The organism is Paraburkholderia sacchari (assembly GCF_000785435.2).
In the GTDB taxonomy this organism is placed as follows: Bacteria; Pseudomonadota; Gammaproteobacteria; order Burkholderiales; family Burkholderiaceae; genus Paraburkholderia; species Paraburkholderia sacchari.
This window is the reverse complement of record NZ_JTDB02000005.1, coordinates 164,537-180,411: the sequence shown is the minus strand read 5'-3', so window position 1 is coordinate 180,411 and position 15,875 is coordinate 164,537. Positions and strand designations below refer to the sequence as shown.

General features: G+C 61.2%; 14 protein-coding genes and 2 pseudogenes. 8 read left to right on the top strand and 8 right to left on the bottom strand.

What is annotated here, in order from left to right:
• Positions 1 to 55 precede the first annotated feature (55 nt).
• A complete protein-coding gene (locus tag NH14_RS19245; RefSeq protein WP_035524483.1) occupies positions 56 to 1,237 on the bottom strand; it encodes an acetyl-CoA C-acyltransferase in 1,182 nt (393 codons plus the stop codon).
• Positions 1,238 to 1,502: 265 nt separating this feature from the next.
• Entirely contained in the window at positions 1,503 to 2,414 is a 912-nt protein-coding gene (locus tag NH14_RS19240; RefSeq protein WP_035524997.1) for a LysR family transcriptional regulator, read from the bottom strand.
• A gap of 197 nt (positions 2,415 to 2,611) precedes the next feature.
• Between NH14_RS19240 and NH14_RS19235 the strand changes: the two genes are divergently transcribed.
• The gene (locus NH14_RS19235) at positions 2,612 to 3,454 is read left to right on the top strand and encodes a TauD/TfdA dioxygenase family protein (protein WP_035524479.1); all 843 of its coding nucleotides are present in this window, start codon (positions 2,612 to 2,614) and stop codon (positions 3,452 to 3,454) included.
• A 39-nt stretch (positions 3,455 to 3,493) separates the two neighbouring features.
• Entirely contained in the window at positions 3,494 to 4,534 is a 1,041-nt protein-coding gene (locus tag NH14_RS19230; RefSeq protein WP_052147917.1) for an AraC family transcriptional regulator, read from the top strand.
• A gap of 37 nt (positions 4,535 to 4,571) precedes the next feature.
• On the opposite strand, the gene NH14_RS19225 is transcribed toward NH14_RS19230, so the two are convergent.
• From NH14_RS19225 to NH14_RS19200, 5 genes and pseudogenes are all read right to left on the bottom strand, one after another.
• On the bottom strand, positions 4,572 to 5,630 hold the full coding sequence (locus tag NH14_RS19225; protein ID WP_035524477.1) for a beta-keto acid cleavage family enzyme: 1,059 nt from the start codon (positions 5,628 to 5,630) through the stop codon (positions 4,572 to 4,574).
• 523 nt (positions 5,631 to 6,153) lie between these two features.
• The gene (locus tag NH14_RS19215) at positions 6,154 to 7,422 is read right to left on the bottom strand and encodes an MFS transporter (RefSeq protein WP_035524475.1); all 1,269 of its coding nucleotides are present in this window, start codon (positions 7,420 to 7,422) and stop codon (positions 6,154 to 6,156) included.
• Positions 7,409 to 7,525: pseudogene (locus NH14_RS19210) on the bottom strand (chromate resistance protein ChrB domain-containing protein); the annotation flags it as partial. The pseudogene NH14_RS19210 and the gene NH14_RS19215, both read right to left, overlap by 14 nt.
• Positions 7,526 to 7,663: 138 nt before the next feature.
• Positions 7,664 to 8,842, bottom strand: a complete 1,179-nt coding sequence (locus NH14_RS19205; RefSeq protein WP_035524472.1) for a chromate transporter — start codon at positions 8,840 to 8,842, stop codon at positions 7,664 to 7,666.
• A complete protein-coding gene (locus NH14_RS19200; protein ID WP_035524469.1) occupies positions 8,839 to 9,816 on the bottom strand; it encodes a chromate resistance protein ChrB domain-containing protein in 978 nt (325 codons plus the stop codon). The genes NH14_RS19205 and NH14_RS19200 overlap by 4 nt, the downstream gene beginning before the upstream one ends.
• A 119-nt stretch (positions 9,817 to 9,935) precedes the next feature.
• Between NH14_RS19200 and NH14_RS19195 the strand changes: the two genes are divergently transcribed.
• The 3 genes from NH14_RS19195 to NH14_RS19185 all read left to right on the top strand — a co-directional run bounded on the left by NH14_RS19195 (position 9,936) and on the right by NH14_RS19185 (position 11,875).
• Positions 9,936 to 10,259, top strand: coding sequence for a helix-turn-helix transcriptional regulator (locus tag NH14_RS19195; protein WP_035524466.1), 324 nt, complete (start codon positions 9,936 to 9,938; stop codon positions 10,257 to 10,259).
• Between the two features lie 240 nt (positions 10,260 to 10,499).
• The gene (locus NH14_RS19190; protein WP_035524463.1) at positions 10,500 to 11,135 is read left to right on the top strand and encodes a hypothetical protein; all 636 of its coding nucleotides are present in this window, start codon (positions 10,500 to 10,502) and stop codon (positions 11,133 to 11,135) included.
• Between the two features lie 17 nt (positions 11,136 to 11,152).
• Positions 11,153 to 11,875: a hypothetical protein gene (locus NH14_RS19185; protein ID WP_508613267.1), complete on the top strand. Its 723-nt coding sequence runs from the start codon at positions 11,153 to 11,155 to the stop codon at positions 11,873 to 11,875.
• Here NH14_RS19185 and NH14_RS19180 read toward each other — a convergent pair.
• Positions 11,841 to 12,576 (bottom strand): annotated as a pseudogene (locus NH14_RS19180) (IS3 family transposase). The gene NH14_RS19185 and the pseudogene NH14_RS19180 sit on opposite strands and share 35 nt — an antisense overlap.
• A 556-nt stretch (positions 12,577 to 13,132) precedes the next feature.
• On the opposite strand from NH14_RS19180, the gene NH14_RS19175 reads away from it, so the two are divergent.
• Genes NH14_RS19175 through NH14_RS19165 form a run of 3 tightly spaced genes read left to right on the top strand, consistent with a single transcriptional unit; the run spans position 13,133 to position 15,870 of the window.
• Entirely contained in the window at positions 13,133 to 14,188 is a 1,056-nt protein-coding gene (locus tag NH14_RS19175) for a Gfo/Idh/MocA family protein (protein ID WP_035524461.1), read from the top strand.
• Between the two features lie 51 nt (positions 14,189 to 14,239).
• A complete protein-coding gene (locus NH14_RS19170; protein WP_035524982.1) occupies positions 14,240 to 15,358 on the top strand; it encodes a DegT/DnrJ/EryC1/StrS family aminotransferase in 1,119 nt (372 codons plus the stop codon).
• On the top strand, positions 15,358 to 15,870 hold the full coding sequence (locus NH14_RS19165) for an NUDIX hydrolase (RefSeq protein ID WP_035524458.1): 513 nt from the start codon (positions 15,358 to 15,360) through the stop codon (positions 15,868 to 15,870). The genes NH14_RS19170 and NH14_RS19165 overlap by 1 nt, the downstream gene beginning before the upstream one ends.
• Positions 15,871 to 15,875: the final 5 nt, after the last annotated feature.

Genomic DNA, 15,875 nt, shown 5'->3' with positions numbered 1-15,875 from the left:
AAGCAGGGAGAATCAGGGTTAAGCGCAGCAGTGGCGCGCGCCGTGCGAGCGTCTTTCAGTAGATTTCGAAAAGGGCGGCGGCGCCCATGCCGCCCGAGATGCACATCGTGACGACCGCGTACTTCACGCCCCGGCGACGGCCTTCGAGCAGCACGTGCCCCGCGAGACGCGCGCCGGTCATGCCGAACGGATGACCGACGGCAATCGCGCCGCCGTTCACATTCAAGCGTTCGTCCGGAATGCCCAGGCGCTGCTGGCAGTAGATCGCTTGCGAGGCGAACGCCTCGTTGAGTTCCCAGAGGCCGATGTCGTCCATCGTGAGGCCGTGGCGCGCGAGCAGCCTGGGCACCGCGAACACGGGGCCGATGCCCATCTCATCGGGCTCGCAGCCGGCCATCGCGAGGCCGCGGAACGCGCCGAGCGGCGCGAGGTTGCGGCGCCCCGCTTCATTCGCTTCCATCATTACGCACGCCGAAGCACCGTCCGAAAGCTGCGATGCGTTGCCCGCCGTGACGAACTTCTCCGGCCCCTTGACGGGCGCCAGCTTCGCGAGCGCATCGTAGGTCGTGCCACGGCGATTGCAGGTGTCGACATCGATCGTGACCTCGCGCTGGCTCACCTCGCCGGTTTGCTTGTCGGTGACGGCCATCGTCGTGGTGACCGGGACGATCTCGTCGGCAAAGCGGCCCGCGCTTTGTGCGGCTTCTGTCTTGAGCTGACTGGCCACCGCAAAGCGGTCCTGCGCTTCCCGGCTGATCCCGTAGCGCTGCGCGACGATATCGGCGGTGTCGATCATTTCCATGTAAAGCGCCGGCTTATGCTCGACGAGCCACGGGTCCAGGTCGCTCGCGCGATGCAGGTCGCGGCGGATGCCCGAGATGCTTTCGACGCCGCCAGCAATCATGGCCGGCGCACCATCGACGACGATGCGGCCTGCGGCAATCGCAATCGCCTGCAAACCCGAAGCGCAAAAGCGGTTGACGGTCGTTCCGGCAATCGACAGCGGCAAGCCGGCCCGGATCACGGCCTGGCGCGCGACGTTGCGGCCGGTGATGCCCTCGGGATAGCCGCATCCGAGAATCGCGTCTTCGATCGATTCGGGATCGATGCCCGAGCGCTCCACGGCGGCGCGCACCGCGAACGACGCGAGCGCCGGGCCGGGCGTGACGTTGAATTCGCCGCGGTGCGCCTTGGTCAGCGGTGTGCGTGCAGTGGAGACAATGACGGCTTCGCGCATGAGCAGGAATCCTGAATGAAAATAGGAATGGGGAATCAGGCGGAGCGAGCCAAGCCCACGCTCGACGGCGTCGGCCGCCGCGACTGCGGAGCGGCGTTTCTGAATACGCGGTCCATCGTCTCGTCTCCATGTACTGATCGATCTTTCAGCACATTGTCGAGCGATAGTTATTGCTTGACAATCACAGTACCGATTGACGGACTGTTAACAGGGAATTGACAGCGGTGCGATATGAAAGGCAATGACACGATGCTGGCCGCACCGGTCATGTCCAGCTTCGGGCAAGCTCGAGAATCTGGCCGTGCAGAAAGTCGATCAGCGCTTGCGTGGCCGGCGACGGATAGCGGTTGGGCAACGTGACGATATACAGCGTGCTTTGCCGGCCCACGACGCGCCAGGGCTGCAGAACCGGCAGCAAATCCCGGTTCGCCTGCAGGTGGATTACATAGTCCGGCAGCACGCCAATCCCCATGCCCTCGCGCACCGCTTCCGCAAGGAACGGATAATCCGACGACTCCAACGCGGGCGGGACCGTGATTGTATGGGTGTCCGCGGCATCCTCGCGGTGCAGGAGTTCGATCGGCACGCGCCGGCCGCCATAAGGCGCGCAGATGAGCGCGTGCTGTTCGAGGTCCGCCGGGCGCTCGATCGGACCATGTTCGCGCAGATACTCGGCCGACGCGCACAGGCCCCATTCGAACGAGCAGATCTTGCGCGCGACGCAATCGAGCGGCGGCGTCGAGGTAATCCTGAGCGCGACATCCACTTCGGCCGCAATCAGGTCCTCGATCCAGTTGTTGAACGTGACCGTAAGCGCAATGCCCGGGTTCGCACGCGCGAATTCGAGCAGCTTCGCGCCGGCGAACAGCCGGCCGAAACCGGTCGGCACGCTGATGCGCACCCGGCCGCGCAGCGTGTTGCCGAGGCTGTCGATCGACGCGCGAGCCGTGCCCAGTTCTTCCACGATGCGCCTGCCGCAGTCGTACAACGTGCTGCCCGCCTGCGTCAGTTCAAAGCTGCGCGTCGACCGGCGCAGCAGTTGCGCCCCGGTTTCGCGTTCCAGCAATTTCAGCCGCTGGCTCACGTTCGCACGCGTCATGCCGAGCTTTCGCGCCGCTGCGCTGAGACTGCGCGCTTCCACGATTTCGACGAACAGGCCGATCAGGTTCAGGTCCATGGCTAGATTTCGGGCTTTCTCATTCGTATTCCAGCGCGACATCTTACGCGCCTGGCCCGCCAGCATGACCGTGGCTTGCGCCGTGTGCGCGTTTGTCAAATTGTGACGCGTTCGGTCAAGCGCGCCGTTGGCATCGCGCCCACAATCGCAAGCAGATACGAGCCCACAACAATATCCATGTCTACGGAGACGTCACCATGAAGATCAAACCCCTCACCTGTTCGATTGGCGCCGAACTCAGGGATGTGAGTATCGCCGACGTGGCGAAAGACGATGCCCTGTTTGCCGAAATCAAGACGTTGCTGTTGAAGCATCGGGTGCTGTTTTTCCGCGACCAGGACATTACGCGCGCCGACCATGTCGCGTTCGCGAGCCGCTTCGGCGATCTGGAAGATCACCCCGTTGCGAACACGGTGCCGGGCTACCCCGGCCTGATCGAGATCTACAAGAGCGAGAAGCGGGACCACTTCGAGAACACCTACCACAGCGATGCGTCGTGGCGGGCCAATCCGCCCAAGGGCGCGGTGCTGCGCTGCATTTCGTGCCCGGAAGTGGGCGGCGACACCATCTGGGTGAACATGGTGGAGGCGTACAAGAATCTGCCCGACGACATCAAGGCCAAGATCGAAGGCTTGCGCGCCAAGCATGGGATCGAGCATTCGTTCGGCGCTGTCATGACCAACGAAGAGCGTGAAGAGCTGGTGCGCAAATACCCGCTGGTCGATCATCCGGTGGTGCGCACGCACCCGGAAACCGGTGAGAAGATCCTTTACGTGGGCCCGTTCTCGACGCACTTCATCAACTACCATACGCCCGAGAACGTACGCTTCGGACAGGACAAGACGCCGGGCGCGAGCCTGCTGCTGAACTACCTGATCAGCCAGGCGGCCATTCCCGAGTACCAGGTGCGCTTCAAATGGGAACCGGGCAGCGTCGCGATCTGGGACAACATCGCCACGCAGCACTACGCGGTGAGCGACTACTGGCCCGCGCCGCGCCGGATGGAACGCGCGACCATCATGGGCGACCGGCCGTTCTGATAGCCTTTCGCGTGGCACCACGCCACGCGGATCCCCTTCATGCAACACGTCGACAAGCTGATACGCAGCGCCAGCCTGAACGGCTACATCGAACTGGTGGAGTCGCTCGGGCGCGATCCCTATGCGTTCCTGCGCGCGGCGGGCATCTCGGCGCGCGTGCTCGACAACCCCGAGGCGCTGATTCCCAGCCACGCCGTGCGCGAACTGCTGGAAGTCGCCGCACGCGAGACCGGCGTGGAGGATTTCGCGCTGCGGCTCGCGGCGCGGCGCACGCTCTCCAACCTCGGGCCGATCTGGCTGGTGCTCAAGGACGAGCCCACCCCGCGGCAGGCGCTCGATACCTTGTGCCGCTACGAAAAGCTGCTGAGCGCCGCGCTGGTCACGCGCATCGAAGATGCCGGCCAGTCCGTGGTGATCCGGGAAGCGCTGCTGCCGAAACCCGGGCTCTCCACGCGCCAGGCGATGGAACTCGCGGTGGCAATAAAACTGCGCATTCTGCGCGAACTGATCGGCCCGCAGTGGCGTCCGCAGCAAGTTTGCTTCACGCATCGCCCGCCGGTCGACATGACGCCCTACCGGGTCTTCTTCGGCCGCAATCCTCAGTTCAATCAGCCGTTCAACGGTCTCGTCTGCGCGGCGGCCGACCTGTCGATGCCGCGCACGCGCGAAGACCCGGGGGCCGCGTATTTCGCGCGGGACTATCTGGAAACGGCGCTGCGCCGCCACGGCGAAGGTATGCGCGAAGCCTGCCGGGAAATGATCCTGGCGCTGCTCCCTGGAGGGCGATGCACGGCGCAACTGGTGGCGCGGCATCTGCATGTGGACCGGCGCACGCTGCACCGCCACCTCAGCGACGAAGGGCTGACGTTTTCGGCGATGCTCAATCAGATGCGCGAGGAACTGGCGGTGCGCCACTTGCTGGAAAGCGACCTGCCGGTTGGCGAGGTCGCGGTGCTGCTGGGCTTTTCCGCGCACAGCGGTTTCAGCCACTGGTTCCGGAGCGCCTTCGGTTGCAGCGTCTCGCAGTGGCGCAAGCAAGCGGATGAACAATCGGCCAGTCAGAATGCACCGGCCGATTGACTCACTCCAACGCTTCAACGCTTCAACGCTTCGGCAATCAGGCGGTCTTGCGCAGGAAGCCCTGATTGCCGCCGTTGCGGTTAGGCGCAAAGCCATTCGCATGCAGCGATTCCTCCACCGTGTCGTAGAACACGCCGATCTTGCTGATCTCGCGCGCCTCTTTCGCGGTGGCGATCGGCCGACCGAACTCGCGCGAGATGCGCACGAGCTGCTCGATCTGCTTCACGGTGCTCTGCTTTTCGGTGCGCGACTGGTTCCACAGGCAGTCTTCCGTGCCGCAGCGCACGTGCAGGCCCATCGCAATGCCCATCATGTTGACCGGCAGCACGTTGCGCACGTTGCTCTCCACCGTCACCACCGCGCCATCGGGCACCGCGCGGATGAAGTTGGCGAGGCTGTACACGTTTGGCGTATCCATGCCACCCGCGATCGCCACCCAGTTCATCACCAGCGGGCCCTTGTAGAAGCCGCGGCGCATCAGGCGCTCCACCGACTCGAAGCTGTTGAGGTTGTAGCACTGGAACGCGCTCTGGATGCCCTTGGCCGTCAGGCGGCGCACATGCTCCTCCACCCAGCCCGGCTGCGCGGGCACCGTCATCTCCTTGTAGGCATTGAAGAGCGTCGGGTTTTCGCGCGAAGTGCCCCGGAAGTCGTCGTCCTCGGCCTGGTCGGTGACGTTCATCTGCGAGGTGTTGACCGTGACCGTGACCTGGTCCGGCGTAGGCTCGAGCTCGGCCAGCATGTGGCGGGTGTCGTCGGAGAGCCACTTGGCCGCTTGCCCTTCGTTTTCGGGGGCGAACGAGATCGAGCCGCCCACCTGGATGATCATCTCCGGCACCGCTTTGCGCACCCCGGCGATCAGCTCGTTGAACTTCGACAGACGCTTGCTGCCCTTGCCGTCGAGTTCGCGCACGTGCAGGTGCAGCACCGTCGCGCCCGCGTTGTAGCAGTCCACCGCCTTCTGGATCTGTTCCTCCATCGTGACCGGAATGTCCTCCGGAAAGTCGCTGGGCAACCAGCCCGGCGCATAAGGCGCGGCCGTGATGATCAGGGGCTGCTGATTCTCAGGAAACAGATGGCCGTCGAGAAAATTCATGATGCGTCTCCAGGGGAAATGGCTGCTGCTGGCTTGAGCAGGAGCGGTCGTCGACGAGGCCGGAGCGCGGTATTTAGCGGCGCGTCCGGCTTCGATCCATGATGACGAGTATCCGGCGCGGCCATTTTTTCCGCTTGCTTATCGGGGACAATCGTTTGCTTTGTTGGGACGGGAACGCTGGCAATCCGCGCGGTCACGCGTGACGCTCGCGTATCGAACACGATGACTTCGCTGTCGCCAAGGTGAGCACAAGGTGAGCACAAGGTGAGCAATAAATAGCAGGTTACGGCGCGTATCCAGGCTCGCATAGTCGAGCCGTGTCGTGCGCCCGGGGAGCGGAATATCCGCGACGTGCTTCAATGGCAGACTGCCGAGGGAGAGATCGTCTGCCGCGGCGCCGGTCATTTGGATAACAGCGCCCGCCACTACCAGCACAGCTGACATTGCAACGACCACGAGAAGGTGGAAACGCCAGTTTCGGATGTGTTTCATAAATTCATCCTGCGACAGGTCGTGGATGCCCCTATGGATTTGGTCCTTCGTCCGGTTTGATGTGGCGAAAAGCGACGAGCAGTGAAAGGTCATATGCGATCTTCAGCGCACCGCATGCGACAAGCGGCGCGCCGAGCCATCCAAGGCTGAACAGGCCGCCAGCCAATGTCGGTGCAATCGCCGCCGCGAGGCTACGTGGCACGGACGTGAAGCTTGCGGCTGTCGGGCGCTCTGCTGGCGTGACGACGGCCATTACGTATGCAGTGCGGGTCGGCACATCCATCTGCGACATCGCGCTGCGCATGAGCAGGAGCGTCAACGTCACCGGCAGCGACGGCGCCAGCGCCGCACCGATCAGGCAGGCGCTCGAGGGAATGTGCGTGAAGACCATGGTGTTGAGCAGGCCGATCTTGCGTGACAGTGGCGCCGCGGCGAGTTGAGAGCCTGCGGCCAGCAGTCCGGTGCAGAAAAAGAACTGGCCAGCCGCGCTGACGGAAAACCCAAAGCGCTGCATCAGCCAGAGCGACAGCAGCGAGTTGACGACGAGGCCACCCGCAAATGCGTCGACGCTGAACAGCAGCGCAAGCCGCATAACGATGTGCCGCGATGGCCCGAGCGGAGGTGCGGCTGCCGTCGCGTGCGACCCTGTACGCGGCGATCTGATGTACAGCACGCACACCGCGAGGCCGGTCGCCGCATAAACGAGAAACATCGCGCGCATCGCCGCCAGCAGCGAAATCCCGGCATGTGAAGCGAGCCAAAGCGGCAGGCCTGCGGCGAGCGATCCCAATGCCGCCGACACGGCGCCGACCAGGCTGTAGCGGGCAAACAGCGCGGTCCGCGCGTTGCCGGTCGCCGCTTCGGCCAGACGCGCCTGCTCGAGCGGCAAGAAGAGACTGACGTCGCCGGAACTCGGGTTGAGCGTGCCGACAAAGGCCACGACTAGCAGCGGCCACATGGTCGATAAGCTGGCGAAACCGATACCAGTGGCGGCCATCAGGATTGCCGCGAGGGTCAGCATGCGACGGTGTGGGAAGCGGCTTGCCACGATGCCGACGGCGATTGTCGCGACAGCCGAACCCATCAACGTCGCGGTGCTGACCAGTCCGACATCAATTTGCGTGAAGCCGAGGGACAGCAAGTATGCGGGGAGCAGCACCGCGATGAAGCCGTCGCAGAACCCGCGCAGACTTCGGCTCACGAGGATAATCCACGCAGCATGCCCGACGCCGTCCGGAAGGAGCCGGCGCGAAAAACGGATCGCGCACGAGACGGCCCCGCGGCCGCTAGGCACGTGCATCGCGCCGACACCACGCGTAGAGCGCGTCGTACATCACCATCCCGTGCCGTAGCTGCTCGTGATCGTCGGCGAAGTTACTGGAAAGGCCGCTCGAGATTGCATTCGGCCGTTCACGCGTAATCCATTTCATGGCGTTTCTCCTGTCCGAACGATCAGTCTTTCGGACAGGCCCGGCAGCTTGCCCGGATCGCAGGACAATGCTTTCATCTGGTACGTCACGATCGTCTCCCGGCAATGTGAATCAATGGTGGAGCAACGGATAGGCCACCAACCCGAAAAGTGCTGCCGCAATGACGATTACTGGCTCCTGCAGCTTCTTGAAGCGCCACAACAGCGCAATCGTCGCGAGGGCGACGAGCGCTGTCGGGAGGTCGACGATCGAGCGCTTCGCAATGACGAGCACCGAGCCCGTGATTGCGCCCACGGCCGCCGCCGTGATGCCGTTGACGAACGCCTTGACGTCGGGCCGGTGGCCGTACTTCTTCACGTAAGGCGCGGGGACGATGGTGAACAGATAGCACGGCAGGAAAGTGCCGAGCGCGGCAACGAGCGCCCCCGGAAAACCCGCCACGAGATAGCCGATGAAGCCGACCGTGATCACGACTGGCCCCGGCGTGATCATCGCGACCGCAACCGCGTCGACGAACTGCTTGTCGTTCAGCCAGTGGTGCTCGGTCACGACGCCGCCGTATAAAAACGGCACGATCGCGAGTCCTGATCCAAACACGAACGCGCCCGCTTTGGCGAAAAACACGCCAATCTGCGCGAGTTGCGGCAGATCGATGCCGCTCAGCAGGCCGCTTGCCGCCGGCAGGTTGGCTCCAGCGAGTGCGTTCAACCCGCTCTTGTGCAGCCATTTGGGTGGCGCTCGCCACAACCAGCCGATCAGACCGGCGACGATGAAGAGCCACGCGATTTCCGATTCAGTGATGAACGTCACCGCCGCGAGCGTCAGAAAGATCGCCCAGAGCAGCTTGTCGTTGCCAACGGTCTTCGTCGTGAGCTTGTACGCACTCATTGCGATGATGCCGACCACTGCGGCGCCGACACCATAGAACACGGCCTGCATCCACGACAGACCACCGAAGTGCGCGTACGCGAAGCCGAGCGCGACGACCATCAGGAACGACGGCAGCACGAAAGCGAATCCGACGAGCGTCGCGCCGAGGATCCGGTAATGGACGAAGCCGAGATAAATCGCGAGCTGGGCCGCCATCGGCCCCGGCGCGAGCTGCGCCAGCGTGAGTCCTTCCTTGTAGTCGGCTTCCGTGATCCAGCCGTGCTTCTCGACCAGATCGCGACGCATATAGCCGGCGAGCGCGACCGGGCCACCGAAGCCGAACGCCCCGAGCCGCAGCATGTATCGGACCAGTTGTCCCAACGAGTAGGTTGGCGCGTTTGTCGCCACCGAAGTAGTCATGACCGTCCCCCCGATTCGCTCTTCCCGTTCGATGCGAAGTGCGCATAGAGAGAGTCAAGCACCGCACCCATCTGTTCCAGCAACTGGTCGTCGTTTTCCACGCGTTGGCGCGTGCCCGCCATCACGGCCTCGAAGCCGACCGTTTCGGCCGCGGCGGGCCCGCCCACGTCGAGCGCATGCACGATCTCGCCAAGCCGCAACAACGCAGGATCCGTGTCGAGCCCGAAACTCGCGAGCAAAACCTCGAACGTCACGCGCTCGCCCACGTGGGTGAACGCGGCACCGTCGAAATCGAAGCCGAGCGCGTCAGGTGGACAGTCCGCCGGCGAGGCGAGCCAGATGAAGCGCGCACGCGCGTCGATGAAGCGGCGAATCAGCCAGGCACTGGCGACGCGATCGACCCACATTCGCTGACGCGTTGCCCAGGTACGCCCTTGATACTCGCCGATGGCAAGCCGGCGGATCGCGCGCTCTGCCGCGTGCGGCTCACCCGGCGACAGTATGGTGTCGACGAGCGCGATGAAATCCTGCAACGCGACTTCTGCGCGAGTGGCCACGTCGCCCGGAAAGTAGTCGATCCCACGGATGGTGTCGAAATCCTTGCGCTGCCGGCGCAGCAGACGCGCCAGTTCCGTGGCCGACTGCCCAGCCAGCGTTTTGCGGGCCTGCGCGAGCGCCCTGGTGAAGGCGGCGTATTCCTCGCTGCGATCGAATAGCGCGCGGAATTCCAGTTCCTGCGACGCGTCGAGACTTGGCGCGCGTAGCAGATGGGCGGTGCCGCCGCTGTCGGCGATCGCACCTGCGAGCTCGCGCAGCATTGCCTCGCGCTCCTCCGTGTAGGGCAGCAGGTAGATGCCGTCGCGCAACACCGCGCAGCCCTTTGCCTTGAGCGCGCGCCAAAAGCGCATGCGGGCCGTCGCGTTTTCCGTAGGCAGGGTCAGGACGAAGAGCGACCACGTCGAAATAGCATTCATGTAGCGAATACTACTCACGCGTTATGATGTCTACAAGTTAACTTTTTACGTCTGACCGTCGCGGGCGAGCGATCGCGGAGAACCGTCAAGGCGGTTCGGTGACTTCGTGGCTCCGATCGATGATCGACCTCGACGCGAAGCTGACCCAGTCGAACGCGAGCATCGCCGAAAAAGTCATCCAACACTCATCTTTGCGCTATTGCCGGTTGGCGAATGCGATTCAGACTGGGTGGCGCAGAAACTTGGGGGGGCACCGGAAGACGCCCTATCGGCGCCTTGCCGAGCACGGCCATACCTGGTCATCGCTCGTGGATGAAGTACGGGCCGAGCTGGTGACCCGCTATATCGAGTCCGATGAGCGCCCCTTCACCGGCGTGGCGAGGCTGTTGGGGTTCTCGTCGCTGAGCGCGTTTTCGAGGTGGTTCACGGCTCGCTACAGATAGTCCTGCTTCGTCGTGGAGGCAGGGCCGATCGCACTAGCCACGCTTTATCCACTAGCGCTAGCCGTAGGCCGCAATTAATTTGACACTACCCGTCCCCAGTAACGACGTGCCAAAGCGCGACCCTGGTGACGTTTTTATTTACCTTTGAATCGCAATAAAAGCGTCAATTCGCACAAGTCCGCATTAAATTCGTCACTTCACCTCCTCGACTTCGAATCCCGTCCGTAAGGTTCTGATCTTATGGAGCATTCCCTGAAAATCCCGGAGCCGGTTGCGCTCGCTCGGCCTCGTGGCGCTCGCCGTCTTGAGGCATTCAGCCCGAAACTCGCGCGGCGAGTGACGTTTTTCCGTCGCGCCCTGCTGGATCAGTGGATTCTGCTTGAGGCGGACCCTGCCGTGATCACCTTCTGCGAACGCCTGGGCTACGTTATCGTTGATGACGAGAGACGGCTCGCAGATTTCCGGGTTCGTTTTTCTGGTCGCCATGAATTAGTAATCCTTAGTGATGAGGATGATGAAAGTGTGCCTGATGAATCGTGGCACGATCTCGACGCCGCTGCCTTGCCGATCCGGGAAGTGGTGCCTGCAGAGATCGCGGCAGCGCGGGCATGGATCGACAACTGGCAGCGCATGTTGCCGTATATCGTCGCGAACCGGGATCTCCCTTCCGCAGCGTTGTCCCGTGCGATCGAGCGCTTTCTCGCGCACCCGCACAGACTGCTTGATGTCGAGCGGGAGTTCGCGACTGGCGACCCCGTACTGGTGCGTACTGCTCTATTCGGGCTGTTGCACGCCGGCAAGGTCAATGCGCCGGAACTGCGCACGCAACCGCTGTCGCTGCTCACGACCTTTCTGGTTGAAGGGGCGCAGCCCTGAATTGCCGCAAACCGGAATTGCAGGGGATTGATGTCGCGGTGTGGCCGACCGTCGCTCACACTGAGTTCGATGATGATACACGACGTGTTTTCGAAGCACGGATGCAGGCGGTTCTGGGTTACGTCCGAGGAGACTCGCTTGGACAGATCGAGCAGTCAACGGGAGTTGACCGACGGCAGCTTTATCGTCTGCTCGGACGGGCCCTGTCTCCCCATCCCGATGGCAGACCATTTGGCTTTCGTGCGCTGGTCAGGTATGTAAGGATCGCCGACTACGTCAGGCTGCGTGCTGTTGTGGTGCGCGGTGAACGCGGCAGTCGCGGCGCGGCCGGCGCACTTTCCCAGCTTTTTGAGCGTCATCCGGCGCTCGCCGCGTGGCTGCTGCTGCAGGTGAAACAGCGCAGGGTACTGCTCGAACAGATCCACACGGATGGAAACTTGCGCACGCGTCTTCGCGGCCTGCAGACGATGCATGACGAGTTCCTGCGCCAGTGTCGCGCGGTGGGCCTGACTGCTGCCGATTACCCGTTCAACACCGCGGGGCACGCGATCCGCTCCCTGTCGTCCCGGCTGAAGGCGGAAATGCTTCGTAGCTTCGGCACCGCCGCGCGCGCAGCCGGTGCATCGCACCTGAAGGGGCTGCCGCGCTTCGATGATGACGAGAAGGTGAGGTTCCCTCGGTTTTTCGCCTTCCAGAGGCCTCGGGTTACGCGGCCGCATCCTTGGTCTGCTGAGCTTTGATCCGGTCTTGCAGGAACTGAACCGGCGATACAAAGCCGAGCGACGAATGACGACGACTGCGGTTATAAAACACTTCGATGTATTCGAACAGGTCCGCCATCGCTTCCTGATGGGTACGGTATCGCGTAGCATGCACCCGTTCGTTCTTCAGGCTGTTGAAGAAGCTCTCCGTGGGGGCGTTGTCCCAACAATTTCCTTTTCGGGTCATCGAGCAGCGCATGCCGTATTGCGCCAGCTTGCGCTGGAAATCGTCGCTGGCATATTGGCTACCCCTGTCCGAATGGTGCAGCGTGCCGGGCTCGGGCCGGCGTCGGAACCATGCCGTCGTCAGCGCATCGGTCACGATGTCAGCCGTCATGCGCGGCTTGATCGACCAGCCGACGACTTCCCGATTGAACAGGCCCGATAGCCATTCAGACTGACCGACAGGACCCCACACAACGCCGACAGCGGATAGTGCCAGCGATGCGAATCAATCCAGGCGTACTTCACAGGAGGTCCTTCGCGAAGAACGCCGCCGCTAATAGGATGGTCCGCCCCCCCCCCGCAGTCGCATAATCGGCCTTGACCCAGTTGCGCAGCGACTGGTGTGAAATCCCCAGTTCACGAGCAACATCTCGCGCGCTTTGCCCGCCCTTCACTCGCTGTACCGCGAGCGTCCTGAACTCAGCGGTGTACGCCTGCTTCGGTATTTTGAACATCGATTCTTTCCTTCCTTCGGGTCGAATTTACACATGACCTACTGGAAGGTGAAATTTCGGGGGAAGCTCAAAGGGGGCATGACGCGTTTCGCGAAATGGCAGTTTCAGTAAAAAATGCTGGACTATCGATAACAAGGGTTAGCGACAGGGCTCCGTTTTCGGGCGTCCGCACCTCCGCTTGTCGACACGCAATGCGAGGCTAATTCGGAACAACGCTGCCTTCGAACCTGCGAATTCAGACTCAACAAAAGTGATTCACAACGACTGAGCGCTGGACGGCGTACGTCCTGCACCGAGAAATCAGCTCTTACCATATTGCTATCTCTTTACAGCCTACATGCTTGATAGGTTTCTCTCAAAAAAAATCAGCGGTCTAATCGCTGGGTTTCTAACGTTTTTGCGTGAGTGAGTTTCAATCTGATATTCGTCTATAGCTTTCAGAGAACCTCTGTCAGCTGTTGCGAAAAACGCCACTTCGCAGCGGGTAATAGCGCTCCCCCCGGAAGGGCGCTGATCTCGTGCGCAAAGGCACAATTAACCTATTGGAGACAACAAGATGACGGCGATCAAGGTCGGCCTCGTCGGTATCGGGGCGCAGATGAAAGAGAATTTGCTTCCCTCGCTACTGCAAATGCCCGATGTCCGCATCATTGCTGCATGCGATACGGATCGGGCTCGCGTCACTGAGATTCATCGCTTCGTGCCGGGGATTCCGGTGAAAGACAGCGTTGTCGATTTGCTTAAAGACATACACGTGGATGCGCTAGTAATGGCCGGCCCGCCGCAGATGCATCGGGAGGCTGCTCTGCTTGCGATGCAACGGGGTGTGGCTGCCTTCGTCGAAAAGCCGCCATGTTCCACGCTCGCGGAGCTAGAGGAGCTCGTCGACGTTGCGAATCGTCACGGAGTCGTTACTGGCGTCGGTATGAACTTCAAGTTTGCGAAACCAATACGCCAGTTGCGCGAGATGACGACGTCACGTGAGTTCGGTGATACGTTGTTTGTCCAGATCAACCACTATGCAAACAAGCCGCGCACGCCATTGTGGGGTCTCGACTCATCGTTGCGATCATTCTTACTGGCTCAGGCGATTCACACGATTGATCTCGCGGTAACGTTTGGTCGCGGAGAATTGATTGATGTGCGACCGCGTGTTCAGCGCCACAGCGATGGGTTAATTGTTAACGGTGATCTGACATTTTCTTCTGGTGTGACAGCGAGCTTGCTCTCGGGCACCACTTTCCCTTATTTTGAATTCCAGATGAAGGTTGTGAGTTCAACTTCGACGATGGTGGAACTCGACAATCTCTGGAACATGACTGTCCATGAACCCGAGCACGGGACGAACGTAACGGGTGTAGCAAAGCGCTGGCGTGGCACTTGGCAACCGGGCCCGCTGGACTCGGGTTATGAGCGCAGTGGCTACTATGGTGAACTGCTCGCCTTCTTTGATGCAGTGAGAGCACGCGGCTGCTTCGAGGCGGATTACGCGAGTCTTTTGCCGACGTATCGCGTCATCGAAGCCATCTGCCAAGAAGAAACGGAGAGCGCGTTTGAGGGCCTTTCGTTACGCAGTCAATCGCGCTCGGAGCACACGGCCATTGCTCTTTAATGGCGGCCAAGCCCCACCGAAATAACTTCCATGATCAGAGGAACCCGCTTCATGAGCACCGTTCGCAAATCGGCCGCCCGCAGCAACCGCATGATTATTTCAGATAAATATCGTCCGACGTACGGCGATGACCTTCCCACCCTCAAGAAGACATTGAGTTGCTCATTATCAGGAACCAGTGACGTTGTCGGTGCTTACGAACGTGCGTTAGCCGAGTGGTTCGGTGCGAGCGAGGCTATTGCCGTGTCGTCGGGCGGAGCGGCACTGAGTGTCGCGCTATTCGCCGTCGGAGTGCAAGCGGGCGACGACGTACTGCTTACCCCAAGCTGCCCACTCTGTACAGCCTACCCCGTCATCGCGGCGGGGGCGAACCCCGTATTTGTTGACACACGGGTGCACGGCTTTGGCGCTGATCCGAATGCTGTGCGCGCCGCCATAACTGCACGAACAAAGGCAATCATTGACATCCCAATGTGGGGCTATCCCACCGAAGTCGACGAACTGCACACGCTGGCGCGGGCGAACGGAATCAAGCTCGTCCTTGATTTAGCTCATTCACATGGCACCACGCTCCATGGCCGGTCGCTTTCACATTATGGGGATCTCTCATGCTTCAGTACGCACGAGCGAAAGCCCCTTGCAACGGGCGAAGGTGGATTCATTCTGACTGACAATGCTGGCCTGGCACAGCGTTGTCGAGACTATAGCCGGTTCGGAAATCTAAACGGAAAGGATTTCGGCTTGAATTACAAGCTCGCGGCGCTGCCGGCTGCCTTGGGTCACAGTCGTCTTTCCGCTCTTGCACCGCAGATCGAAAAGCGCCGCCAGAACGTGCAGTACTTCATGTCAAAACTTGAAAATCACAAGGTACGGGAAAAGAAAATTATTAGCGGTGGCGTGCCAAATTACTACTTCCTGAATCTCGAACTGCTTTTCGAGAAAAATGGCGCGTTCATCGACTATCTGGACGAGTCGGGAATTCCATCTGACATCAAGCGATACGGCTGCAAGGCGCTATATGAATTCCCCGTGTTTGAAAAATATCGGCGTAGTTGTCCGAACGCAGAAGGACTGCTGGCGTCAATGACTACTATCCCCGTGCATCCTGACATCACCAATGAAGAGCTGGACTACATGGCCGATCATATTAACGCTTATCACGGTGCCTGATGAATAGCGAAGCAGCGGGGCGGTCGCTCCTTGAAAAACACTTCACCGCCTCGGCTTTTGTTCTTAATCCGCGGCGTGAAGTGTTGCTTGTTCATCACCGAAAACTTGATGTCTGGTTGTACCCAGGTGGTCATATTGAACATGGCGAAACCCCTGATGACGCGGTGCGACGTGAGGTACAGGAGGAGACAGGCCTGCCCGTCGATTTCATCGACGGGCGCGACATCTCATTGGGCGACCACGCTGCGGACGTGCAAGTTCTTCACCGTCCATATCAAGTACTTTGCGAGTTCATCGAAAGCAAGCAATCGCCGCACTACCACATTGACCTCATCTATTTGTGTTCAACTGCCGCGCGAGTCTTGCCGGCTCAACGCGAGGTCCGGGACGCTGGCTTCTACACCCGTAGTCAGGCGGCGGAGCTGAAGATGTTCCCGAATTTCGGGCGCATGCTCGATCGGTTATTCGACGACGAGTCGGTGTGGCGGGTCGTCATGGAGCGGCAGGCATAAAATTC